22 protein-coding genes, 1 tRNA gene and 1 riboswitch are annotated in these 24,745 nt (G+C 60.9%); of the genes, 18 read left to right on the forward strand and 5 right to left on the reverse strand.

Translation table 11 applies throughout. The features are described from left to right. Nucleotides 1–75: 75 nt before the first annotated feature. Entirely contained in the window at nt 76–1,464 is a 1,389-nt protein-coding gene (locus tag ACYZUC_RS13200) for a sensor histidine kinase (RefSeq protein ID WP_461996181.1), read from the reverse strand. Beyond that, entirely contained in the window at nt 1,457–2,128 is a 672-nt protein-coding gene (locus ACYZUC_RS13205; protein WP_008034908.1) for a response regulator, read from the reverse strand. The genes ACYZUC_RS13200 and ACYZUC_RS13205 overlap by 8 nt, the downstream gene beginning before the upstream one ends. A 390-nt stretch (nt 2,129–2,518) precedes the next feature. Between ACYZUC_RS13205 and ACYZUC_RS13210 the strand changes: the two genes are divergently transcribed. From ACYZUC_RS13210 to ACYZUC_RS13225, 4 genes are read left to right on the forward strand one after another with little or no spacing between them, the layout of a single operon-like run. Further along, entirely contained in the window at nt 2,519–3,496 is a 978-nt protein-coding gene (locus tag ACYZUC_RS13210) for a Bug family tripartite tricarboxylate transporter substrate binding protein (protein WP_461996184.1), read from the forward strand. 58 nt (nt 3,497–3,554) lie between these two features. Further along, a complete protein-coding gene (locus ACYZUC_RS13215; RefSeq protein WP_461996185.1) occupies nt 3,555–4,013 on the forward strand; it encodes a tripartite tricarboxylate transporter TctB family protein in 459 nt (152 codons plus the stop codon). 1 nt (nt 4,014) lies between these two features. After that, nucleotides 4,015–5,529 (forward strand): tripartite tricarboxylate transporter permease, encoded by a 1,515-nt coding sequence (locus ACYZUC_RS13220; protein ID WP_461996187.1) that lies wholly within the window; start codon nt 4,015–4,017, stop codon nt 5,527–5,529. Continuing rightward, the gene (locus ACYZUC_RS13225; protein WP_223480891.1) at nt 5,522–6,562 is read left to right on the forward strand and encodes an AbrB family transcriptional regulator; all 1,041 of its coding nucleotides are present in this window, start codon (nt 5,522–5,524) and stop codon (nt 6,560–6,562) included. The genes ACYZUC_RS13220 and ACYZUC_RS13225 overlap by 8 nt, the downstream gene beginning before the upstream one ends. An 88-nt stretch (nt 6,563–6,650) precedes the next feature. On the opposite strand, the gene ung is transcribed toward ACYZUC_RS13225, so the two are convergent. Beyond that, entirely contained in the window at nt 6,651–7,343 is a 693-nt protein-coding gene (ung, locus tag ACYZUC_RS13230; protein ID WP_461996188.1) for a uracil-DNA glycosylase, read from the reverse strand. 132 nt (nt 7,344–7,475) lie between these two features. On the opposite strand from ung, the gene ACYZUC_RS13235 reads away from it, so the two are divergent. Then, nucleotides 7,476–8,579 carry an enoyl-CoA hydratase/isomerase family protein gene (locus ACYZUC_RS13235; protein WP_461996190.1) on the forward strand — a complete coding sequence of 368 codons (1,104 nt, stop codon included), beginning with the start codon at nt 7,476–7,478 and terminating at the stop codon, nt 8,577–8,579. A 139-nt stretch (nt 8,580–8,718) separates the two neighbouring features. Here the strand turns inward: ACYZUC_RS13235 and ACYZUC_RS13240 are convergent, their stop codons facing one another. After that, the gene (locus ACYZUC_RS13240) at nt 8,719–9,186 is read right to left on the reverse strand and encodes a hypothetical protein (protein ID WP_461996192.1); all 468 of its coding nucleotides are present in this window, start codon (nt 9,184–9,186) and stop codon (nt 8,719–8,721) included. A 167-nt stretch (nt 9,187–9,353) separates the two neighbouring features. Beyond that, nucleotides 9,354–9,596 carry a hypothetical protein gene (locus ACYZUC_RS13245; protein ID WP_461996194.1) on the reverse strand — a complete coding sequence of 81 codons (243 nt, stop codon included), beginning with the start codon at nt 9,594–9,596 and terminating at the stop codon, nt 9,354–9,356. A 277-nt stretch (nt 9,597–9,873) separates the two neighbouring features. Further along, nucleotides 9,874–9,974, forward strand: a riboswitch (guanidine-I (ykkC/yxkD leader). A 61-nt stretch (nt 9,975–10,035) separates the two neighbouring features. On the opposite strand from ACYZUC_RS13245, the gene ACYZUC_RS13250 reads away from it, so the two are divergent. The 13 genes from ACYZUC_RS13250 (at nt 10,036) to ACYZUC_RS13310 (ending at nt 24,721) form a co-directional block, all read left to right on the forward strand. Continuing rightward, the gene (locus tag ACYZUC_RS13250) at nt 10,036–11,103 is read left to right on the forward strand and encodes a putative urea ABC transporter substrate-binding protein (RefSeq protein WP_461996196.1); all 1,068 of its coding nucleotides are present in this window, start codon (nt 10,036–10,038) and stop codon (nt 11,101–11,103) included. A gap of 15 nt (nt 11,104–11,118) precedes the next feature. After that, on the forward strand, nt 11,119–11,934 hold the full coding sequence (locus ACYZUC_RS13255; RefSeq protein ID WP_407012078.1) for an ABC transporter permease: 816 nt from the start codon (nt 11,119–11,121) through the stop codon (nt 11,932–11,934). Next, complete coding sequence (locus ACYZUC_RS13260; RefSeq protein ID WP_461996199.1) at nt 11,931–12,719, forward strand: ABC transporter ATP-binding protein; 789 nt, start codon at nt 11,931–11,933, stop codon at nt 12,717–12,719. The genes ACYZUC_RS13255 and ACYZUC_RS13260 overlap by 4 nt, the downstream gene beginning before the upstream one ends. 13 nt (nt 12,720–12,732) lie before the next feature. Beyond that, complete coding sequence (locus ACYZUC_RS13265) at nt 12,733–13,458, forward strand: urea amidolyase associated protein UAAP1 (RefSeq protein ID WP_008036212.1); 726 nt, start codon at nt 12,733–12,735, stop codon at nt 13,456–13,458. 11 nt (nt 13,459–13,469) lie between these two features. Continuing rightward, nucleotides 13,470–14,111, forward strand: coding sequence for an urea amidolyase associated protein UAAP2 (locus tag ACYZUC_RS13270; protein WP_017336948.1), 642 nt, complete (start codon nt 13,470–13,472; stop codon nt 14,109–14,111). A 280-nt stretch (nt 14,112–14,391) separates the two neighbouring features. After that, nucleotides 14,392–18,009, forward strand: coding sequence for an urea carboxylase (uca, locus tag ACYZUC_RS13275; protein ID WP_461996201.1), 3,618 nt, complete (start codon nt 14,392–14,394; stop codon nt 18,007–18,009). A gap of 25 nt (nt 18,010–18,034) precedes the next feature. After that, nucleotides 18,035–19,801 carry an allophanate hydrolase gene (gene atzF / locus ACYZUC_RS13280; RefSeq protein WP_461996203.1) on the forward strand — a complete coding sequence of 589 codons (1,767 nt, stop codon included), beginning with the start codon at nt 18,035–18,037 and terminating at the stop codon, nt 19,799–19,801. 190 nt (nt 19,802–19,991) lie between these two features. Further along, nucleotides 19,992–21,479, forward strand: coding sequence for a sensor domain-containing diguanylate cyclase (locus ACYZUC_RS13285; protein ID WP_461996205.1), 1,488 nt, complete (start codon nt 19,992–19,994; stop codon nt 21,477–21,479). A gap of 6 nt (nt 21,480–21,485) precedes the next feature. Next, nucleotides 21,486–21,680 carry a cysteine-rich CWC family protein gene (locus ACYZUC_RS13290; RefSeq protein WP_008025763.1) on the forward strand — a complete coding sequence of 65 codons (195 nt, stop codon included), beginning with the start codon at nt 21,486–21,488 and terminating at the stop codon, nt 21,678–21,680. Between the two features lie 57 nt (nt 21,681–21,737). Next, on the forward strand, nt 21,738–22,430 hold the full coding sequence (locus ACYZUC_RS13295; protein ID WP_461996207.1) for a pseudouridine synthase: 693 nt from the start codon (nt 21,738–21,740) through the stop codon (nt 22,428–22,430). A gap of 314 nt (nt 22,431–22,744) precedes the next feature. Continuing rightward, nucleotides 22,745–23,629, forward strand: coding sequence for an alpha/beta fold hydrolase (locus tag ACYZUC_RS13300; RefSeq protein ID WP_192228682.1), 885 nt, complete (start codon nt 22,745–22,747; stop codon nt 23,627–23,629). Nucleotides 23,630–23,803: 174 nt separating this feature from the next. Beyond that, nucleotides 23,804–23,877, forward strand: a tRNA-Gly gene (locus tag ACYZUC_RS13305). A gap of 289 nt (nt 23,878–24,166) precedes the next feature. Beyond that, the gene (locus ACYZUC_RS13310; RefSeq protein ID WP_461996210.1) at nt 24,167–24,721 is read left to right on the forward strand and encodes a magnesium transporter; all 555 of its coding nucleotides are present in this window, start codon (nt 24,167–24,169) and stop codon (nt 24,719–24,721) included. Nucleotides 24,722–24,745: the final 24 nt, after the last annotated feature.

Genomic DNA, 24,745 nt, shown 5'->3' on the forward strand with positions numbered 1-24,745 from the left:
CCCGCTCGCTCCTACAGGTCACCACAGATCCTGTAGGAGCGAGGCTTGCCCGCGAAGAGGCCAGTTCAGACACCATCACTCTCCAGCGATAAAACTCACCCGCACCTTCAACCCCGCCTGCTCGCCATCGTGCAGGCTGATCTGCGCCAGATGCGCGCGGCAGATCTCGCCGACAATCGCCAACCCCAACCCCGATCCGGCCACCTGCTGATTGCGCCGATAGAAGCGCTCAAACACCCTGTCACGCTCTTCCAGCGGAATCCCCGGCCCGTCATCCTCGACCTCCAGCACCGCCGGCGCCGAAACCCGCAGGATTACGTTGCCGCCGGGCGGCGTATGGGCCAGCGCGTTGTCCACCAGATTGCTCAACAGTTCGTTCAGCAGCGTCGGCTCACCGCGCAGCCACACCGGTTCGTCGGCTTCCAGTGCCAGCGCCACGCCGCGGGCATGGGCCAGCGGCGCCATCGCCATGCCCAGTTCCCGGGCCAGCTGACTCAGATCGAGCAATTGCGCACCGCCCTCGGCAATCGCCCGGGCACCGTTTTCGACACGCGCCAGCGACAGCAATTGGTTGGCCAGATGGGTCAAACGATCCGTGCCTTGCGCTGCCGTTTCCAGCGTGTTGCGCCAGGTTTCGGGTTCGCCCGAACGCAGGCCGAGTTCAAGTCGCGCCTTGAGCGCCGCCAGCGGCGTGCGCAGTTCATGCGCAGCATCGGCAATGAACTGCGCCTGACGTTCGAACTGCCCGCGCAGGCGCTCGGTAAAGTGATTGAGCGCACGTACCAACGGCCACAATTCTCGCTGCACCTCCACCAGCGGCAGCGGCCGCAAGTCATCGGACTGGCGCTCTTCCACCGCCGTGCGCAAGCGTTCCAATGGGCGCAACGCCGCACTCACCGCAAACCACACCAACAGCAACGCGCCGACCGCCAGCATGCCCAGCCGCAACAACGTGTCTGCAGCCAGGCTGCGGGCCATGCTGACGCGTGCCTCGTCGGTTTCCGCCACGCGAATTTCCGCCATGCCGTTCATGTTCGGTTCGCTCACGGGTTTGAGCAGGCTGACCACCCGCACGTTCTGCCCCCGATACGTCGCGTTATAGAAACGGGCGAGCGCCGGATAGTCATCGGTGCGCGGCGTTCCCGGTGGTGGAGCGGGAAGGTTTTCGTAGCCGGAAATCAGCTTCTGATTAATGTCGTTGACCAGATAGAAAATCCGCCCTGCGCTGTCATAGGCAAACGTATCGAGGGCCACGTAAGGCACGTCGGCGCTGAGGCTGCCATCACGCTGGGACACGCCCGCGGCGATGGTTCGCGCCGAAGCCAGCAGGGTACGGTCATACGCGGTGTCGGCAGCTTCGCGACCATTCCAGTACGCGCTCAATCCACTGGCCAGCATCAACACCACCAGCAACAGCGCGAGGTTCCACAGCAACCGCCAGCGCAGGCTGCTGGGCTTATGCATCGCGGCTTTCCAGCAAATAGCCGAGACCGCGGAACGTCACGATGGCGACCGGTTGGCCGTCAAGCTTCTTGCGCAAGCGGTGGACGTAGATTTCGATGGCGTCGGGGCTGGCTTCTTCGTCGAGACCAAACACTTGGGCGGCCAGTTGTTCCTTGCTCATCACCCGACCGGGGCGCGCGATCAGCGCTTCAAGCACCGCTTGTTCGCGGGAGGTCAGGGTCAGCAATTCGTCGCCGAGGGTGAAGCGTCGGGTGTCCAGATCGTAAGCCAGCACGCCGCAGGTCTGCTGACGCTCACCGCCGAGCACACTGCGACGCAGCAAGGCTTTGACCCGGGCTTCGAGTTCGGTCAGTTCGAACGGCTTGGCCAGGTAATCGTCAGCGCCGAGGTTCAAGCCATGCACGCGATCCTTGACGTCACTGCGGGCGGTCAGCATCAGCACCGGCAGGTTCTTCCCCCGGGCCCGCAAGCGCGCCAGCACTTCAAAGCCATCCATGCGCGGCAGGCCGACATCGAGGATCGCCATGGCGTATTCCTCGCTGCTCAACGCCAGGTCGGCGGCCACGCCGTCGTGCAGCACATCCACGGTCAGCCCGGTGCTCTTGAGCGCCTGGGCGACACTGTCGGCGAGTTGCAGATGGTCTTCGACGAGCAGAACACGCATGGATCTTTACCTCATTCAGGGATGTTCGACGCCACTCTTTGGCGCGGAGTTTACAGCCGCATCCGCCGCTGTGAAGCCCGAAAACCGTGAAAGTCCGCTGAAAGGTTAGTGAAAGGTTCGACCGTTAGAGTCGGCCCACGGATGGTTTCGACTGAAAGCCATCGATCGTGCTTTGAAATGTAGCTCCCGAAAAACGCCTCGATGCGTTTTCGCCAATAAGAACAATAACGAGGTACTTCGCCATGCTGTCCACACAGCTCCAGGTTTGCCCGCCTCATCTCTTTTTTCAATTCCCGTCGTTTACGTTTGTCAGCGCCATCAACGGCTGCGCGACGCGAAACTGCCGCACCTGAAACATCCCCAAAAACAATAACTCCCGTGGAGACAACAATGAATCGATCACTGCGCCGTTTCGCCCTTGCCGCCAGCTGCATGCTGTTTGCCGGCCAACTCATGGCCGAGCCCAAGCGCCCGGAATGCATCGCCCCGGCCTCGCCCGGCGGCGGTTTCGACCTGACCTGCAAACTGGCGCAAAGCGCGCTGATGAACGAGAAACTGTTGAGCAAACCGATGCGCGTGACCTACATGCCCGGCGGTGTCGGCGCAGTGGCGTACAACGCGGTGGTCGCTCAGCGTCCGGCCGACGCCGGCACGCTCGTGGCGTGGTCCAGCGGCTCGTTGCTGAACCTGGCCCAAGGCAAGTTCGGTCGCTTCGATGAAACCAACGTTCGCTGGCTGGCAGCGGTCGGCACCAGCTACGGCGCCATCGCGGTGAAAAGCGATTCGCCTTACAAGACCCTCGACGATCTCGTTCAGGCGCTGAAGAAAGATCCAAGCAAAGTGGTGATCGGTTCCGGCGGCACCGTCGGCAGCCAGGACTGGATGCAAACCGCGTTGATCGCCAAGGCCGCCGGGATCAACCCGCGCGATCTGCGCTACGTCGCCCTCGAAGGTGGCGGCGAAATCGCCACTGCCCTGCTCGGCGGCCACATCCAGGTCGGCAGCACCGACATCTCCGACTCCATGCCGCACATCCAGAGCGGCGACATGCGCCTGCTGGCGGTGTTCTCCGAGAAGCGCCTGGACGAGCCGGAAATGAAAGACATTCCGACCGCCAAAGAGCAAGGCTACGACATCGTCTGGCCAGTGGTTCGCGGTTTCTACCTCGGGCCAAAAGTCAGCGATGAAGACTACGCCTGGTGGAAAGCCTCCTTCGACAAGCTGCTGGCGTCCGATGATTTCGCCAAGCTGCGCGATCAGCGTGAACTCTTTCCGTTCGCCATGACCGGCCCGGAACTGGACACCTACGTGAAGAAGCAGGTCGCGGACTACAAAGTGCTGGCCAAAGAGTTCGGCCTGATTCAGTGATCGCCTCTGTCTAGCGGCTGCGGCCCCGCACTGCGGGGTCGCGGCACAGGAGTTCCCCATGCTCGTACAACGCATATTCGCATCGGTGCTGCTGCTGGCCTGCGCCAGCCTGGTGCTGATGGCCTGGCCCTACCAGGCGCCTTTTTCCTACGAACCGATCGGCCCTCGCGCCTTCCCCTTGCTGATGCTGGGGCTGATGGGAATGGGCCTGATCTACATGGTGTTTCGCCCCTCCCCGATCAAACACACCGACGAAGACCCGCCGCTGGACCGTGAAACCCTCCACAAGATCGGCCGCTGCGTGGTGCTGCTGCTGGTGTTCGCCGGCCTGTTCGAACCGTTGGGCTTCATCCTCAGCAGCATTTTGATCGGCATTCCGATGGCGCGCCTGTACGGCGGACGCTGGTTGCCAAGCGCAGTGATCATCAGCCTGATGAGCATCGGTCTATACCTGCTGTTCGACAAAGTGATGGACGTGCCGCTGCCTCTGGGTCTGCTCGACGTTCTGGAGAACTGAAATGGATACGCTTGGTTATTTGAGTCACGGCTTCGGCGTCGCACTGACCCCTTACAACCTGATCACCGCACTCAGCGGCACGCTGATCGGCACCGTCGTGGGCCTGCTGCCCGGCCTCGGTCCGATCAACGGCGTGGCGTTGCTGATCCCGATTGCATTCGCCCTCGGGCTGCCACCGGAATCGGCGCTGATCCTGCTGGCCGCTGTTTATCTGGGTTGCGAGTACGGCGGCCGGATCAGTTCGATCCTGCTGAACATTCCGGGCGAAGCGTCCACCGTCATGACCACCCTCGACGGCTACCCGATGGCCCGTCAAGGCATGGCCGGTGTCGCGCTGTCGCTGTCGGCGTGGAGTTCGTTCATCGGCGCCTTTATTGCCACGTGCGGGATGGTGGTGTTCGCGCCGATCCTGGCGAAATGGGCGATAGCCTTCGGCCCGGCGGAATACTTCGTCCTGATGGTGTTCGCGATTGTCTGCCTCGGCGGCATGGCCGGTGATCGACCGCTGAAGACTTTTATTGCGGCGCTGATCGGCCTGTTCCTGTCGACCGTCGGCATCGACGCCAACAGCGGTGTCTACCGCTTCACCGGCGACAACATCCACCTCACCGACGGCATTCAGTTCGTGGTGTTGGTGCTGGGCCTGTTCTCCATCAGCGAGATCCTGTTGCTGCTGGAAAAAACCCATCGCGGCCAGGAAGCGTTCAAAGCCACCGGCCGCATGATGTTCAACTTCAAGGAAGCTGCGTCGGTGTTCTGGGTGAACATGCGGTGCGGTGTGCTGGGTTTCATCATGGGCGTTTTGCCTGGCGCCGGTGCAACACTCGCCAGCGCCGTGGCCTACATGACCGAGAAACGTATCGCTGGCCCAAGCGGAAAATTCGGACAGGGCGACAAGCGCGGTCTGGCCGCTCCGGAAACCGCCATCGGTGCTGAAGCCTGCGGCGCGCTGGTACCCATGCTGACCCTGGGCGTTCCCGGTTCGGGCACGACGGCGGTGATGATCGGTGCGTTGTCGCTGTACAACATCACGCCGGGCCCACTGCTGTTCCAACAGCAACCGGACATCGTCTGGGGCCTGATTGCATCGTTGTTTATCGCCAACATCATGCTGGTTATCCTCAACATTCCGATGATCCGCATCTTCACCCGCATCCTCGCCGTACCGAACTGGGCGCTGGTGCCAATGATTGCGATCATCACCGCCATCGGCGTGTTCGCGGTGCATGCCACCACCTTCGACCTGTTCCTGATGATCGGCATCGGCATCTTCGGCTACATTCTGCGCAAGCTGGATTTCCCGTTGTCGCCGGTTTTGCTGGGCTTCATTCTCGGAGGTTTGATGGAACAGAATCTGCGCCGCGCACTGTCGATCTCCAACGGTTCGCTGGAGATTCTCTGGTCGAGCGGGATCACGCTGGGTGTCTGGGCATTGATCGTGGTGATGCTGCTGGTGCCGATCCTGCGGATCTGGCGCAAACGTTCGGTCGCTCGTCGCGCGGTCGCCGATGTCTGATCGAACACCCTTCAACGCCTGGTGGGGTACGCCGCTGGTCGGCGCGCTGGGCGGTTACCTGGCCAGCCAGATCGGCTGGCCACTGCCGTGGATGGTCGGCTCGTTGCTGGCGATCATCCTCGTGCGTTGCCTGACGCCCTGGCAATTGGCCGAAATCCCTGGCGGCCGCAAGGTCGGCCAGTGGGTCGTCGGCATCGGCATCGGCCTGCACTTCACCCCGGTGGTGATGGAGCAGGTGTTGAGCCACTTTGGCCTGATCTTCTTCGGTGCGTTGATCACCAGCCTGTCCGCCGTGGTCGGGGTCTGGTTGATGCGCCGTACCGGTGAGGATCGCGCCACCGCATTCTTTTCCAGCATGCCCGGCGGCTCCGGGGAGATGGTCAACCTCGGCGCACGCAATGGCGCGGTGCTCAGTCGCGTAGCGGCCGGGCAAAGTCTGCGGGTGCTGGTGGTGGTGCTTTGCGTACCGGCGGCGTTCAAGTATTTGCTGGGCGACGGTGCGCCGGTGTTTCATCCGACGGCCGTCAACTGGTGGTGGCTGGCCCTTCTATTCCCGGCGGGCGCCTTGGCGGCGTGGATTTGGGAACGTCTTCGTCAACCTAACCCATGGCTGTTCGGGCCGTTGCTGGTCAGTGCGGCAGTGAGCATTGGTTGGGATCTGCACATTGGTTTGCCCAACGGCGGTAGCCAGATTGGCCAATGGCTGATCGGCAGTGGCTTGGGCTGCCACTTCAATCGGCAGTTCTTCCGGCGTGCGCCTTCGTTTATGGGGCGGACGTTGATTGGCACGGTGTTGACCATGTTGATCGCCACGGCGGCAGCCTTGGGATTGAGTGCGCTGACACATCTGGATTTGCGTTCGCTGACCCTGGGCATGATGCCCGGCGGGATTGCGGAGATGAGCCTGACGGCGGAGACCCTGCAATTGTCGGTGCCGCTGGTGACGGCGATGCAGGTGATGCGGTTGTTGTTTGTGTTGTTTCTGGCGGAGCCGTTGTTCAAGTATTGGAACCGTAATCCGGATTCGGTCTGATAGACCGAGGTGTTCCCTTCGCGGGCAAGCCTCGCTCCTACAGATCTCGTGCAAACCCTGTAGGAGCGAGGCTTGCCCGCGAAGCTTTTCAGACTGGCGGCAACCGCCACTCAATCGGCGTCTCGCCATTCTGCTCAAGAAACTTGTTGGTCCGGCTGAAGTGCCCGCACCCGAGAAACCCGCGATAAGCGGACAGCGGCGATGGATGCACCGACGTCAGCACCAGATGCTTGGTCGCGTCGATCAGCTTATGTTTGCTCTGGGCATGGGCGCCCCACAGCATGAACACCAGATGCGGTTGCTGTTGGCTGACCACTTCAATGATCCGGTCAGTAAAAAACTGCCAGCCCTTGTCCTTGTGCGCATTGGCATTGGCGCGCTCGACGGTCATGGTGGTATTGAGCATCAACACGCCCTGATCGGCCCAGCTCTGCAGATAGCCGTGATTGGGAATGTCGATGTTCAGGTCGCGTTTCAACTCTTTATAGATGTTCACCAGCGAAGGCGGCGCCGGCACGCCCGGTTGCACCGAGAAGCACAAGCCATGGGCCTGGCCTGGCCCGTGATACGGATCCTGACCGAGAATGACGACCTTGACCTTGTCCAGCGGCGTCGAGTTGAGCGCGTTGAAAATCATCGGGCCCGGCGGATAAATCTCCTTGCCGGCCGCACGCTCCTGTTGCAGGAAATCGCGCAACTCTGCCATGTAGGGCTGGTCGAATTCGGCACGCAGTGCCTCCTTCCAGCTCGGTTCGAGTTTGATACGGTCGTCAGCAGTCATGGTTACATCCGGCAAAAACAATGGGGCGAACCCTAGGAAAGCCCATCACGCTTGTCAATTGATCTGACGCAGATCCGGCACTTTCCTGCATTGCGATCATACTGAACGCTCAAATTCCCGATCGAGGTCACGATGAATCTGCACTTCGAAGAACTCACCGGCACCGACGGCGCCCGCATCGGCGTTGCCAGCCTGAATGCCGAAAAGTCCCTGAATGCCCTGTCCTTGTCGATGATCAACGCCCTTCGCGATCAACTGGATGTCTGGGCCAAGGATCCGCAAATCGTCTGCGTGCTATTGCGCGGTCATGGCGCCAAGGCCTTTTGCGCCGGTGGCGAAGTGCGCAGCCTGGTGGAAGCGTGTCGCGCACACCCCGGCGTAGTGCCCCCGCTCGCCGCAAACTTCTTCGCGGCGGAATACCGGCTGGACTTCAGCCTGCACACCTACCCGAAACCGCTGATCTGCTGGGGGCACGGTTATGTACTCGGCGGCGGCATGGGCCTGCTGCAGGGCGCGAACATCCGCATTGTCACGCCGAGCAGCCGTTTGGCGATGCCGGAAATCAGCATTGGTTTGTATCCGGATGTCGGTGCCAGTTGGTTTCTGTCGCGCCTGCCCGGCAAGCTCGGTTTGTTCCTCGGCCTGACCGGCGCGCACATGAACGGTCGCGATGCGATTGATCTGGACCTGGCCGACCGCTTCCTGCTCGATGAACAGCAAGAAGAGCTGATCGAAGGCTTGCTGCAATTGAACTGGCAAGAACAGACGCCGATGCAGCTCAACAGCCTGCTCAAGGCCCTGCAGCAGGAAGCGCTGGCGAAAATGCCCGAAGCCCAGTGGCTGCCGCGCCGCCAGCAGATCGACGAATTGCTGGATGTCAGTGATGTACGTTGCGCCTGGAAAGCCATCAGCCAACAGCGTGATAGCACAGACTTGGTACTTAGCCGCGCGGCGCGGACTCTGAGTGAAGGTTCGCCGCTGACCGCTCATCTGGTCTGGCAACAGATATCCCGCGCCCGGCATATGTCACTGGCTCAGGTTTTCCAGATGGAATACACCTTGAGCCTCAACTGCTGCCGGCATCCGGAGTTCAGCGAAGGCGTGCGTGCGCGGTTAATCGATAAGGATCAGAAACCGCATTGGCATTGGCCTGATATCAATCACGTGCCGGATGCGGTGGTGGAGGCGCATTTTCACAAGGTCTGGGAAGGTCGGCATCCGCTAGCGGATTTGTAAGGTCACAAAACGAAATGTGGGAGCGGGCTTGCTCCGGGCGGCGTTCCGACGAAGGCGGTATATCAGGCAGAATTTATGTTGCCTGATATACCGCCTTCGCGAGCAAGCCCGCTCCCACAGGTATTGCATTCAACTCATGTTATCGGTGGCTGCCTCGGCCATCGTGATCGCCGCGACCGTAGTGGTCACCTCGTCCACCGTGATTGCGTCCGCCACCACGGTAGTCATTGTTCCAATTGCCACGGTTACGGCCATCCCAACCGCCCCGGCCATTGTCGTCCCAACCACGCCCCTGATGCGCCCGGTAATCGCCTCGTGGCGAAGGCTGGTAATAACGCGGTGCCGGTTGATACACCCGCGGCTGGTAGTAATAGCGCGGCGTTGGCTGGTAATAGCGGGCCGGCGGTGAGTAATACCGGCGCGGCGAGGTGTAGTAACCGCCACTGGAGTAGTAACCCCCACCATCTGAGTAGTACGGCGAAGGGGACGTGTACACGTCGGAACTGTAGTAGCTGCCTCCTCCATCGGCATAGGGCACGCACGCGCCAAGTGACAATCCCAATACAGCCATCAGAAGAATTGGGCGGAGCTGTTTTCGACAGAGCATGGCGGCCTCCTGGACCGCGAGTGAGCCACACCAGCGACGCTGGCGAGCGACAGTCAATTATTCGGTGACTGTCGAAAGATCAGACATCGTTTTCGACATCCGGTGCGTTCCTGAAACAAGTTGAAACATCTAGCCGATGAAAGGTTTTTCATCTATTCACCCGCTGATTAATGGTGCCGGCCATGGTATCCACCGCCGTAATAATGTGGCGAATGCCCGCCCCAATAGTAGTAGCGATAGCCACCGTAAAAGCGAGGACCATAGTAATAACGCGGGCCGTAATAGTAGGAATACGGCGCATAGCCGGGGTAGTAATAAGGCGTGGAATACTCGTCGTAGGAGCCGACGTAGTAGTAGCAGCCGGACAGCCCGATTCCGAGCACAACACCCAGCAACAGTCGACGAAACATGGCGGCCTCCTGAAAGACCCGCAGCCGATACAGCCGGCTGACACCTGTTTTGACTGGCAATGCGATGGCGAGTGCCGGACGACGCCCGACCTTCGGATCAGCGGCCAGCCACGCTGCATCTCAGTGCACGGGCGCACCATCACAAAGCAGCGAACGGCCCTTGCGTCCTCCCAAAAAATGGCAATCCCCCGGCCCAGAGCGCTTCGAGCGACTTGGCACGGCTCTCGCTTTAGCAAACCCGTGCAGGAGTCATCACAGGTTCGCGGCACCACAATTTGCAATGGCTGACTAGGGTTCCGGCTCGCTAAGGCGAGTGGCTGGTCCGAGAGTTGGCGACCTCCAGTTGAGGTTACACGGCGGGACAAAAGCCCGGGAGACAAGCCACCGTTCACGGTGCCGCGTTGACTCCTGCCCGCCCTTGATCAACTGGAGAACCACCATGTCCCGACTTCGTTTACCCGCCCTCCTCGCCGCTGCCTTCGCAGCCATCGTGAGCGTCTCGTCCCAGGCCGCGCAAAAAGACCACTTCAGCGTCTGCTGGACCATTTACGCCGGCTGGATGCCCTGGGAATACGCCGGCAGCCAAGGCATCGTCGACAAATGGGCGAAGAAGTACGGCATCAAGATTGATGTGGTGCAGCTCAATGACTACGTCGAATCCATCAACCAATACACCGCCGGCCAGTTCGACGGCTGCACCATGACCAACATGGACGCGCTGACCATTCCGGCGGCCGGTGGCGTCGACAGCACCGCGCTGATCGTCAGCGATTTCTCCAACGGCAACGACGGCATCGTGCTCAAGGGCGACGGCAAGAAAGTCGCCGACCTCAAGGGCATGGACATCAATCTGGTCGAGCTCTCGGTGTCCCATTACCTGCTGGCCCGAGCCCTGGATTCGGTGGACCTCACCGAGAAAGACCTGAAAGTGGTCAACACCTCCGACGCCGACATCTCCGCCGCTTTCAACACGGAGCAGGTCAACGCCGTCACCACCTGGAACCCGATGCTCTCGGACATCAAGGCCAAACCAGGCGTGACCGAAGTGTTCAATTCCAGCCAGATCCCCGGCGAGATCATGGACATGATGGTGGTCAACAGCGCCACCCTCAAAGACAACCCGGCCCTGGGCAAGGCACTGACCGGCGCCTGGTTCGAAGTGGTCGAGTTGATGAACGCGAAAAACGCCGCCAGCAAGACTGCGCTCGAACACATGGCCAAGGCCTCGGGCACTGACCTCGCGGGTTTCCAGGCGCAACTCGACACCACCAAACTGTTCGCCACACCGCAAGAAGCCCTGGCGTTTTCCACCAGCAAGCAACTGCCGGAAACCATGCGCAAGGTCGCGGAGTTTTCCTTCCAGCACGGCTTGCTCGGTGAAGGCGCCAAGGACACCAGCGCGGTCGGCATGGCCTTCGCCAACGGCGTGACCAGCGGCGACAAGAGCAACCTCAAGCTGCGCTTCGATCCGAGTTACGTGCAGCTGGCTGCCGACGCCAAGCTGTAACAAGAGGACCTGGCCATGCGCCTGATCAATCGCCACCCGGATCGCCCGAGTCGCCTGTTGTTGGTGATCCTGCCGTTCGCCCTGGTGCTGCTCGCCTACTTCATGGGCTCGGCCGAGCGGCTACTGGACAACCCGAACGACAAGCTGTTGCCGAGCGCCGTGCAGATGACCGATGCGGTGAAGCGCCTGGCGTTCACCGCCGACAGCCGCACCGGTGAATACGTGCTGTGGCAGGACACCGCGTCCAGCCTGCGTCGCCTGGCCATAGGCCTCGGCATCAGCGCGCTGGCCGGGCTGTGCCTGGGCATCGCCGCCGGCACGTTGCCGCTGTTCGGCGCGCCGTTGTCGCCGTTGCTGACGGTGCTGTCGATGGTGCCGCCGCTGGCGATCCTGCCGATTCTGTTCATCGTCTTTGGACTGGGGGAGTTATCGAAAGTGATGCTGATCGTGATCGGCATCACCCCGTGTCTGGCACGGGATCTGGAACAGCGCGCCCGGGAAATACCCGTCGAGTTGCTGATCAAGGCCCAGACCCTCGGCGCCTCGACCTGGACGCTGATGCTGCGCGTGGTGCTCCCGCAATTGCTGCCGCGCCTGCTGATCTCGCTGCGGCTGATGCTCGGTTCGGCGTGGTTGTTCCTGATCGCCGCCGAAGCCATCGCCTCCACCGACGGCCTCGGTTACCGGATTTTCCTCGTGCGCCGCTACCTGGCGATGGACGTGATCCTGCCCTATGTGGTGTGGATCACCCTGCTCGCCTGGCTGATGGATTGGGGCCTCAAGCGCCTGACTCAACGTGCGTTCCCTTGGTATGAAGGAGCGCGGGCATGAGCTTCATCACGGTAAAAAACGTCTGGCAGCAATACGCCGATCAAGTGGTGCTGGAAGGCTTGAACCTGAACGTCAACGAGGGTGAGTTCTGCACCCTGGTCGGCGCGTCGGGCTGCGGCAAGTCGACCTTCCTGCGCCTGTTGCTCGGTCAGGAACGCGCCAGTCGCGGCGAGATTCTGCTGGACGGCCAGGCGCTGGCCGGCGAACCGGATTCGAGCCGTGGCGTGGTGTTCCAGCGCTACTCGGTGTTCCCGCACCTGACGGTGCTGGACAACGTCGCCCTCGGCCTCGAACTGCCGCGCTCGCCGCTGCTTGGGCGGTTGTTCGGCAACGCTAAAAAAGACGCCCGAGAACAGGCCTCGGTATTGCTGCAAAAGGTCGGCCTCGGCCACTCGCTGGACAAGTACCCGGCGCAGCTGTCCGGCGGCATGCAACAGCGGTTGGCCATCGCCCAGGCGCTGATCATGAAACCCCGCGTGTTGCTGCTCGACGAACCGTTCGGTGCGCTCGATCCGGGCATCCGCAAAGACATGCACGCCTTGCTGCTGGAGCTGTGGCGCGAGACGCAACTGACGGTGTTCATGGTCACCCACGACCTGTCCGAAGGTTTCAGTCTCGGCACGCGATTGCTGGTGTTCGACAAGGTCCGCGTCGACCCGCACGCCCCAGGCGCCTATGGCGCACGCATCACTTACGACATCCCTTTGAACAGCGACCGCCGCGCCACGCGCGCCGCCGTCGATGCCTTGCCGGAAACACTGGCAGGCGCGCTTCGCACCGCTTAAGAGGATTTTGCACATGACTGATTCGACTCAACTGTTTCCGCCCTTCGCCGAAGAAATGCTCCCCGGCGGCGGCCATCGTTCCTTCGTATTGAAGCGCGGCCAATTGCTGCGCCTGACCGACCTGCGCGGCGGCGCCAACGTCAGCCTGACGCTGCTCAACGCCAACGAAAAAACCGAACGCCTGAACCTGCCCGACAGCCTTAAATGCCAACACACCGCCAAGCTCACCACGGGTCATTGCCTGTACTCGGACATGGGCCGCGTGCTGGCGGCAATCACCGCCGACACCTGCGGCTGGAGCGACAGCCTCGGCGGCGTGCTCTGCGCTGAAGAAGTCGCGGAAAAATACGGCGCAGGCCGCTATCAGGAACTGCGCAACGGCTTCTTCCGCAACGGCACCGACAACCTGTTGGTGGAACTCGGCAAGTGGGGGTTGGGCCTGTCGGACTTGCTGATGACCCTCAACCTCTTCAGCCGCGTAAACGTCGATGAGGCCGGGCGTTTCCACTTCGTCGAAGGCAACTCCAAGGCCGGCGACTACATCGAGTTGTACGCACCGATGGACACGCTGGTGGTGCTCACCGCCCTGCAACATCCGATGGACCCGTCGCCGGAATACGCACCAAAACCGTTGAAGCTGAGCTGGATGAACGCCGACGCCAGTGTCGCCGAACACTGCCGCACCTCGCGCCCGGAAAACGAGCGCGGCTTCATCAACACCGACCGCCTGTTCGCCTGAGGATCGCTGCCATGTCACTCGCAATCGCTACCGCTCAAAAGCATCCAGAAACAGCGGTCTACCGCGCCACCATTCCCGCCGGCGAACCGTGGCTGATGGAGGTCAAGGCCGGCCAGACCCTGCGCATCCTCGACCTGGAAGGCAATCAGGCGGTTGATACGTTGTTCTACAGCGTCGCCAACCCGAAAGAACGCTACGACGTGCAACGCACCTTGCGCCGGCAGAACAGCGTCTACCTGAGCACCGGCAGCGTGCTCTATTCCAACCTCGGCAAACCGATGCTGACCATCGTCGCCGACACCTGCGGGCGCCACGACACCCTGGGCGGTGCCTGCGCGCAAGAGAGCAACACCGTGCGTTACGCCCTGGAAAAACGCTACATGCACAGCTGCCGCGACAACTACCTGCGCGCCTGCGTCCACGACGGGCGACTGGGCAAGGGCGACATCGGGCCGAACATCAACTTCTTCATGAACGTGCCGGTGACGGCGGATGGTGGGCTGACCTTTGAGGACGGTATTTCGGCGCCGGGCAAGTACGTGGATTTGCGGGCCGAGATGGACGTGATCGTGCTGATTTCCAATTGTCCGCAACTGAATAATCCGTGCAATGCCTACAACCCTACGCCTGCGGAGTTATTGGTATGGAACTGAAATTAGCGCGGTTGCGTAAATGGTTGTTTGCCCTGTGCCAGGCCCGTTCCGGGCAGTGCCTCAAAAAGTAAAGCACCACCCTTCCAATGTGGGAGCGAGCCTGCTCGCGAAGACGGAGTGTCAGTCGACATCAATGCTGTATGTAACGACCTCTTCGCGAGCAGGCTCGCTCCCACAGGTTCAGCGGTGTTCACAAAACTTGTGATTTTTCCGTCGGGGACGACCCCGGCGCCCAACGAAAAACTGCGGGACGGCCCGCATCCCCTCCAGGGGTTATGCCATGTTCGAAAAAGTCCTGATTGCCAACCGTGGCGCCATTGCCTGCCGCGTCCTACGCACCTTGCGTGAACTGCACGTCAAAGGTGTCGCCGTTTACTCCGAAGCCGATGCCGCGAGCCTGCACATCCTGCAAGCCTATGAAGCCCACAGCCTCGGTGAAGGCGCGGCCGCCGGTACCTATCTGGCGGTGGATAAAATCCTCGCCATCGCCAAAGCCAGCGGCGCCACGGCGATTCACCCCGGCTACGGTTTCCTCTCGGAAAACACCGCGTTCGCCGAAGCCTGCGAAGCGGCCGATATCGCGTTCATCGGCCCGACGCCAGAACAGTTGCGCGTGTTCGGCCTCAAACACACCGCGCGCGCCCTGGCCAAGCAACACGGCGTGCCGATGCTCGAAGGCACCGAGCTGCTCGACAGCCTCGACGCGGCATTGATCGCCGGCGATCAGGTCGGCTACCCAGTGATGCTCAAAAGCACTGCCGGTGGTGGTGGCATCGGCATGCGCGTGTGTCGCAGTGCTGACGAGTTGAGTGAATCCTTCGAAGCCGTAAAACGCCTCGGGCAAAACAATTTCAGCGATGCCGGCGTGTTCATCGAGAAGTACATCCAACGCGCCCGACACCTGGAAGTTCAAGTGTTCGGCGACGGTCGCGGTGAAGTGATCGCTCTCGGCGTGCGCGACTGTTCGGTACAACGGCGCAACCAGAAAGTCCTCGAAGAAACCCCGGCGCCGAACCTGCCCGACGGCATGGCCGATGAGCTGTGCGCGGCGGCGATCAAACTGGCAAAAGCGGTGAACTACCGCAGCGCCGGCACCGTGGAATTTGTGTTCGACAGCGCAGACCAGCGCTTCTACTTTCTGGAAGTGAACACCCGTTTGCAGGTGGAACACGGCGTCACCGAACAGGTGTGGGGCGTGGATCTGGTGCGTTGGATGGTGGAACTGGCGGCGGGTGATTTGCCTCCGTTGAGCGTGTTGAGCCAAGGTTTGAAAGCTGAAGGTCATGCGATTCAGGCGCGACTTTATGCGGAAGATCCGGGTCGTGATTTTCAGCCGAGCCCTGGTTTACTGACCGCTGTAAATTTCCCTGCCGCCGACGGCAAACAGCTGCGGATCGACACCTGGGTCGAGGCCGGTTGCGAGATACCGCCGTACTTCGACCCGATGATCGCCAAGGTCATCTGCTGGGCGCCGACCCGTGAAGAAGCGCGTGCGGATTTGCATCAAGCACTGGGCGACAGCCAGCTCTACGGCGTGGAAACCAACCGCGACTACCTGCGGCAGATTTTGCTCGACGCGCCGTTCACCAGCGGCCAGCCGTGGACCCGTTGCCTCGAAGGTCTGGTGTATCAGGCCAACACGTTTGAAGTGCTCAGCGCCGGTACGCAGACCAGCGTTCAAGACTATCCGGGGCGACTCGGTTATTGGGCCGTGGGTGTGCCTCCGTCAGGGCCGATGGACAGTCGCGCATTGCGATTGGGCAACCTTTTGCTGGGTAACGAAGAAGGCGCCGCCGCGCTGGAAATCACCATGAGCGGACCGTTGCTGCGTTTCAATTGCGACGCGGTGGTGGCGGTAACCGGAGCAGTGATTCCGCTGACGTTGAACGGCGAAACCGTGGCGATGAACACAGCGCTGCTGATTCCAGCAGGTGCCACGTTGAGTCTCGGCACGATTGCCGGCGCAGGCGCCCGCAGCTATCTGTGCCTGCGCGGCGGGCTGCAGGTGCCCGACTATCTGGGCAGCAAAAGCACCTTCACCCTCGGACAGTTTGGTGGGCATGGTGGTCGCGCATTACGGGCCGGTGATGTGCTGCATGTGCCGGCGTTGAGCGATTACAGCGTCGGTGAGCAACTGCCGGTAATTGCTGAGTTGCCTGCCGTGCGGCAGATCCGGGTGATCTACGGCCCCCACGGTGCACCGGAATATTTCACCGAAAACTACATCGGCACGTTTTTCGAAACTCAGTGGGAAGTGCATTTCAACTCCAGCCGCACCGGCGTGCGCCTGATCGGGCCGAAGCCGGAATGGGTCCGGGCTGATGGCGGTGAGGCGGGGCTGCATCCGTCGAATATCCATGACAATCCGTATGCGATTGGCGCCGTGGATTTCACCGGGGACATGCCGGTGATTCTGGGGCCCGACGGCCCGAGCCTGGGCGGGTTTGTGTGCCCGGTGACGGTGATCGAGGCGGATCTTTGGCAACTCGGACAATTGAAGGCAGGGGACAAAGTGCAGTTCCAGCCAGTCGATATCAAAACCGCCCGCACCCTCGCCCTGAAATGGAACCCTTGTAGGAGCCGGCTTGCCGGCGATGAAGTTAATGCGGTGCCTGTTAGGGCCCCATCGCCGGCAAGCCGGCTCCTACAGTCGCCTGTGGTTTTGGATTTGGGTCAGGACGATACGCGCTTGGTTGCGCGACTGTCGGGGGATACGCACCTGTTGCTTGAGATCGGCGCACCGGAGCTTGATCTGGTCCTGCGCTTCCGCGCCCACGCCCTCATGCAAGCCCTGGAAAGCAAACACCTATACGGCGTCATCGACCTCACACCCGGCATCCGCTCGCTTCAAGTGCACTACCAACCCGAACAACTGCCGCTGGCCGATCTGCTCGGCATCGTCGCCGGTGAATGGGACGCGGTGTGTGCCGCCAAGGACCTGCAAGTGCCGTCGCGCATCGTCCATCTGCCGCTGTCCTGGGACGATCCGGCCTGCCAATTGGCGATCGAGAAATACATGACCACCGTGCGCAAGGACGCACCGTGGTGCCCGAGCAATCTGGAGTTCATCCGCCGCATTAACGACCTGCCGAACCTCGACGAAGTGCAGCGCACGGTGTTCGACGCCAGCTACCTGGTGATGGGGCTGGGCGACGTCTACCTCGGCGCGCCGGTCGCCACCCCGCTCGACCCGCGCCATCGTCTGGTGACCACCAAATACAACCCGGCCCGCACCTGGACTGCGGAAAACTCGGTGGGCATCGGCGGCGCGTACATGTGCGTGTACGGCATGGAAGGCCCCGGCGGTTATCAGTTCGTCGGTCGCACGTTGCAGATGTGGAACCGCTACCGCGAAGTCGCCGCGTTCGATGGCAAACCGTGGCTGCTGCGCTTCTTCGACCAGATCCGTTTCTACCCGGTGAGCGCCGATGAACTGCTGCGCATCCGCCGGGATTTCCCCCTCGGGCGCTTCGAGTTGAACATCGAGCACAGCCAGTTGAACCTTGCCGATTACCAGGCGTTCCTGACCAAAGAGTCCTCGAGCATTGCAGCTTTTCGGGATCAACAGAAAGGCGCGTTCAACGCCGAGCGCGAGCGCTGGATCGCCAGCGGCCAGGCCCACTTCGACAGTGAAGAAGCGGCCCCGGAAACGACCGAAGACGCACCATTGGCCAGTGGCGAAATGAGTGTCGACAGCCACATCGCCGGCAACCTCTGGCAGGTCCAGGTGGAGACCGGCAGCCGCGTTGCCGCCGGTGATGTGCTGGTGGTTCTGGAGTCGATGAAGATGGAAATCCCGCTGCTCGCACCGATGGCCGGCGTGGTGCGCGAAATCCGCGTGCAACCCGGTTCGGCCGTGCGCGCCGGACAGCGCGTCGTGGTGCTGGAACTCGACTGAACCCATTTTGCAAAGGACTCACTTCATGACCATCAATCTGCAACTCGACGCCCTGCGTAGCGCTTACCGCGACGGCAGCATCACACCGCGACAACTGCTGCTGAACCTGCGCGATAAAGCCGCCGCCCTGAACCCGGACTATCACCTGTTCATTCATTTGCTCAGCGTTGAGGAACTGGAACCGTACCTCGCCGCGCTCGACGGCCGCGATATCGACAGCCTGCCGCTGTACGGCGTGCCATTCGCGATCAAGGACAACATCGATCTGGCGGGCATTCCGACCACGGCAGCGTGCCCGGCATTTGCCTATGTGCCGCAGCAGTCGGCGACCATCGTCGAGCAATTACTGGCGCTGGGCGCGATTCCGCTGGGCAAGACCAATCTCGACCAGTTCGCCACCGGGCTCAATGGCAGCCGCTCGCCGTATGGCGCATGCCCGAACAGCGTGTTGCCGGAGTATCCGTCGGGCGGTTCCAGCGCCGGTTCTTCGCTGGCGGTGGCGCTGGGTGTGGCGAGTTTCTCGTTGGGCACGGACACGGCGGGCTCGGGGCGAGTGCCGGCGGGGTTGAACAATCTGGTGGGGATGAAAGCCACCAAGGGGTTGATCTCCACGGCGGGCGTGGTGCCGGCGTGTCGTACGCTCGATTGCGTCACGACCTTCACCGCGACGGCTCGGGAAGCCAGTCAGTTGCTGGCGCTCACCGCGCATCTCGATCCACGGGACGAATACAGCCGCAGCAACCCGCTGTGGAATGACGGCTCGGCATTCGGCACACCGCGCCCCTTCCGCTTCGGCGTGCCGCGTGCGCAAGACCTGGAATTCTTCGGTTGCCCTGAAGGTCCGCTGTTGTTCGGCGATGCCATCGACCGGCTCAAGGCATTGGGCGGTGAAGCGGTGGAACTGGATTTGTCGCCCTTCCTTGAAGCGGCGCGCCTGCTGTATGAAGGCCCGTGGGTGGCGGAGCGCTACAGCGTCGCCGGCGAGTTGATGGAGCAAAATCCTCAAGCGGTATTGCCGGTGATTCGTGCGGTGCTGGCCAAGGCGCCGGCGGTGAACGGCGTGCAAACCTTCCGCGCCCAGTATCGGCTGCAAGCCTTGAAAGCGCTGTGCGACAAGGCGCTGGAAGGACTCGACTGCGTGGTCACGCCGACCATCGGCCGTCCCGTCACACTGGCAGAGCTTGAGGCTGAACCGGTGCTGCGCAATTCGGAACTGGGTTACTACACCAACTTCATGAACCTGCTGGACTACGCCGCCGTCGCGGTGCCGAGCGGGTTCATGGGCAATGGTTTGCCGTGGGGCGTGACGGTGTTTGGCCGGGCGTTTACCGATCAGTATTTGTTGAGTGTGGCGGATGCGTTTCAGCGTCATTCTCCTGCGCCCGCAACGGTCGCGCGTAACGATCGTGCGCGGTTGGTGGTGTGCGGCGCGCATCTCGATGGGCTGGCGCTGAACTGGCAGTTGAAGCGGCGCGGTGCGACGTTGGTCGAGACGACGTTCAGTTCTCCGGACTATCAACTGTATGCATTGGCCGGTGGCCCGCCGTTTCGTCCAGGGATGGTGCGGGTGAAGGATGGCGGCGTAGCGATTGCGGTGGAGGTCTGGGAGTTGCCGAGCAGTGAACTGGGGTCGTTCCTGACCGGAATTCCGGCGCCGCTGGGGTTGGGCAAGGTGCAACTGGCGGATGGGCGTTGGGAGAGTGGGTTTAACTGTGAGCAGTACGGATTGGAGGGGGCGGTGGATATCAGTCATTTGGGCGGATGGCGTGCTTACCTGAAAGATATGGGGTGATCTTTCGATTCGCGGGCAAGCCTCGCTCCTACAGATCCAGGTGACCTGTAGGAGCGAGGCTTGCCCGCGAAGGCGCCAGTCCAGACGCCTCCGCACCTGATCCTTGCCGATTCACCCTGCAAATCTCGCAGTTATTTCCCCGCAGTCCCACTAGAATGCTCCCCAACGGGTCACTGCCAACGGAATCGCCATGCTGCTTCACTCGCCGCTGTATTCGCAACGTTCGCTGGTCCTCACGCTAATCGCGCTGCTGGGCGCGGGTTTTCTCGCCACGTCATTTCTCAGCTACTACGCCTCGCGCGCCTCGATCCGCGACAACATCGTCAACACCGAGCTGCCGCTGACTTCGGACACGGTCTACTCGGAAATCCAGAAAGATCTTGTCAGACCGATCCTGATTTCCTCGATGATGTCCCGCGACACCTTCATGCGTGATTGGGTGGTCAACGGCGAACACGACCCCGACCAGATGACCCGCTACCTCAACGAGGTCATGACCCACTACGGCGCCTACACCGCATTTTTCGTCTCCAACGGCACACTCACTTACTACCACGCCAAAGGCGTGCTCAAGCAGGTCAAGGCCACTGAGCCGCGCGATGCCTGGTATTTCCGCGTGCGTGACATGGCGACCCCTTACGAGATCAACGTCGACCCGGACCTGGCCAACAAGGACAACCTGACGTTCTTCATCAACTACAAGGTCTACGACTACAACAACCGTTTCATCGGTGCGGCAGGCGTTGGTCTGACCGTCGATGCGGTGATCAAGCTGATCGACAAGTATCAACAGCGCTATCAACGCAGCGTGTATTTCGTCGACAGTTTCGGCCGATTGGTGCTTACCGGTGCCGAGGGTGGCCCGCAGGGCGCGCATATCGGCCAGAAACTCAGCAACCTGGAAAGCATGAAAGGCCTGGTCAACCTGCTGCCCAAGCCCCACAGCGGCAGCTACGAATATTCCGTCCAGGGCCAGGGCCATTTCCTCAACGTGCGCTTCATTCCGGAACTGAACTGGTACCTGTTCGTCGACAAACGCGAAGACGGCGCCCTCAGCGAAATCCGCCAGTCGCTGTACCTCAACCTGCTGATTTGCCTGCTCGTGACCCTGACTGTGCTAGCCCTGCTCAACCGGGTGATCAAGCGTTATCAGGGCAAGATCCAGGCGCAGGCAACCCTCGACAGCCTGACCGAACTGCCAAACCGTCGCGGCTTCGATCTACTGGCGGCGCAAGCCATGCACGAAGCCCAACGCGAACCGAAACCGCTGACCGCGTTGCTGCTGGATCTGGACCACTTCAAGGCCTTGAACGACACCTACGGTCACCTCGCCGGTGATCAGGTGCTGATCGGCTTCGCAAGGGATCTGGAGAGTTGCCTGCGCCATTCCGACATCGTCTGCCGTTGGGGTGGCGAAGAATTCATCGTGCTGCTCAAGGACACAGACGGTGAGACCGGTCTGATGATTGCCGAGAAAATTCGTCAGCATGTCGAAAAACAGCTTTATGCCTACAACGGTCACACCTTGCAGCTGACGGTCAGCATTGGCTTGACCACGCTGCAACCGGATGACACCTTGCACACCCTGCTCTCCCGCGCCGATCATGCGATGTATCGGGCCAAGCAATCCGGCCGTAACCGTACCTGCGCGGAAATGCCTCACACCAGTTATGCATAGTCCTACATGAACAAGCCTGAATTCTGCCCGGCCTGCGGCGCCTCCAACGACTGCACCCTGGCCGACCCTCGAACCGCCGATCGGGCCTGCTGGTGCTACGGCGTCAGCATCGACCCGGCGGTGCTCGAAGCACTACCGCCCGAACTGCGCGACAAATCCTGCCTGTGCCCGCGCTGCGCGCAGGTCGAGGCGCAGTTGTAAGCATCCTTGTGGCCGATCACGTAAGATGCGCGGCCCGATTCCTGCCGATGTTTTGTCATGCGCGTTGACCGTTTCCTCAGCAACCTGCCCCGCTTCAACCGTAAGCAGGTTCGCCTGTTGCTGGTGGAAAAGCGCGTGCGGGTCGACGGAAAAATCGTCAGCGACCCTCACACCGAGGTGCTGGAATTCAGCCGCGTCGAAGTCGATACAGAAGTCCTGCAAGTCGGCAAACCCGCGCGCTACTTCATGCTGCACAAGCCCCCCGGATGCGTCAGCGCCACTCGAGACCCGGAGCACCCGACGGTGCTCGATCTGTTCGATGAGCCGGACAAGGAGGACCTGCACATCGCCGGCCGCCTGGACTTCAACACCACCGGCCTGATGCTGATCACCAACGACGGCAGCTGGTCACGACGCCTGACCCAGCCGCAGACCAAACTGCCCAAGGTCTACTACGTCGAGACCGAGCAGGACATCGGCCCGGAATATGCTTTGAAATTCACCGAGGGTTTGTACTTCGCCTTCGAGGACCTCACCACGCTGCCGGCCGAGCTCGCGCTGCTCGGGCCGAAGTCAGCGCGGCTGAGCATTGTCGAAGGTCGTTATCACCAGGTGAAGCGGATGTTCGGCCACTTCGACAACAAAGTGCTGCGCCTGCACCGCGAACGCATGGGTCCGCTGGCGCTCGACAGCACGTTGAAACCGGGCGAATACCGCCCTTTGAGCGATGAAGAGATCGGATTGATCTAAGCAGCCTACCGCTCAGCAGAAGTTGTCGAACAATTTACGAATGGCACTTGCGCGATGCCGACTCCCCTGCTTGAATCAGGTCGTCAGCCGAAATGTGACTGACGAGTCACAACATACTTCTAAGAAACTTTTTGTCGGTTAGAGAACCCTCAGGTTCCGCCTCAGACCGGCAGACTGCCCGCCAATAATAAAACCCGTCGACCAGACTGCAACGGATCGACATGGGCTTCAAAAATTCCAGGCATATGCCTACCTGTCACAAAGCTCGTGCAATCTCATTTGCGCGCATACCCGCTTGCCAGGAGTCTTATGACATGAGGCCAGAAATCGCTGTGCTGGATATACAGGGTCAGTATCGGGTTTACACGGAGTTCTATCGCGCAGACGCCGCAGAGAAGACCATTATCTTGGTCAACGGCTCGATGGCCACGACTGCGTCGTTTGCACAAACCGTGAAAAACCTCCACCCGCAGTTCAATGTGGTCTGCTACGACCAGCCCTACGCGGGCAAGTCAAAAGCCCACAACCTGCATGAAAAATTGCTGACCAAGGAAGTCGAAGGGCAGATCCTCCTGGAGCTGATCGACCACTTCGCCGCCGAACACGTGCTGTCGTTTTCCTGGGGCGGCGCTGCAACCCTGGTCGCCCTCGCCCAACAACCGCGACGGATCGAAAAAGCCGTGATCAGCTCGTTCTCCCCGGAGATCAACGCGCACATGCTCGACTACCTCGAGCGCGGCGTCGACTACCTCGGCAGCCGTGACGGCGACCGGGTCGGCAACCTGGTGAACAGCACCATCGGCAAACACCTGCCGACCCTGTTCAAGCGCTTCAACTACCGCCACGTCAGCAGCCTGGCCGATCATGAATACGGGCAGATGCACTTCCACATCAGCGACCTGCTGCACAGCGACCGCCAGTGCTTCTTCAAGGCTGCGGAGAAAATCAACGTGCCGGTGCTGTTCATGAACGGCGAATGGGACGAATACACCGCCGCCGATGGCGCGGCATTGTTCGCCAACCACGTGCAACACGCCACGTTCAAGACGCTGGATGCGACGGGCCACTTTCTCGACATGGAACACAAAGCCGCCTGCCGAGACAGTCGCAATGCGTTGCTGGGTTTCCTGAAACCTGAGCAACAGGCAAGCCGACCGCGTTACCACTACGTCCAGGACCACCATGCATTGTCCATCTGAAACAGCGTCATCGCGAGCAAGCCCCGCAGCCTAATGCAGTCCTGTAGGAGCGAGGCTTGCCCGCGAACGACCGTCACCCGGTCTGATGTCTTGTTACACCTGTGCCAAAGCCATCTCGCGCAAAGAAAAACTTCATTTCCACGCGCACATCTGGTACAAAGTCAGCCGCTCTGAGCGGGTGTCGTATAATGGCATTACTCCAGCTTCCCAAGCTGATAACGAGGGTTCGATTCCCTTCACCCGCTCCAATCGAATTTTGTCTCACGTCAGGATGGTTTTGACGGGAGACGCAAGAACACAAAAAACCGGTCCAAGTGACCGGTTTTTTTGTGCCCTGAATCTGGAGTCCCGCGAACCTGCCGCAAGGCCAGCTGCCCCGATGCCCCTACCCTGCCCGCACGCCATGCAGTGCTATACTTTTTTATGGCTTGAACGAAGTGCAAGCGTTGCCCACGGGTACCGATACCGACTGCAAATTCCGGCAAACAGCTGCAAGACAAAGGAGGTCTACGGCAAGCACGGGATGGGAGGTGTGGCATGAATCGACACTATTACATCAGTGACAATCTCGACGATCTTGAAGCCGTTGAAAATGAACTGGAAGCCAACGGCATCAATTCCGAACAAATCCATGTGCTCAGCGAACATGTTGCTGATGTTGAACAACATCATCTGCACGAGATCAACTCGCTGATGGAGCAGGATGTCGTTCACTCTGGCGAAATCGGTGCGGTGATCGGTGTGCCACTCGCCGCGTTGGTCCTTGGCGGCGCCTACTGGCTGGGCTGGACCGAATCCGTCGCAGGCTGGATGCCTTTTATCTTTCTCGCCGTTGTTGTATTCGGCTTCTGCATCTGGGAAGGCGGTTTTTTTGGTATCCAGGTACCAAACGCTCACTTCCGCAGTTTTAAACAGGTGGTAGAAGAGGGAAAACACATTTTCTTTGTGGACGTCGAGCCGAATCAAGAGCCGGTTCTGGACGGGGTTCTCGAACACCATCCACTGCTGAAGATCGCCGGTACAGGCACGGCAGCCCCTCACTGGACAGTCGCCTGGCTGCACAGGTGGCATCAGTTCAAGCGAACGATATAAAGGCATTTGTTGTCGATCAGTCCC

It is taken from the genome of Pseudomonas sp. GT1P32, from assembly GCF_054897805.1.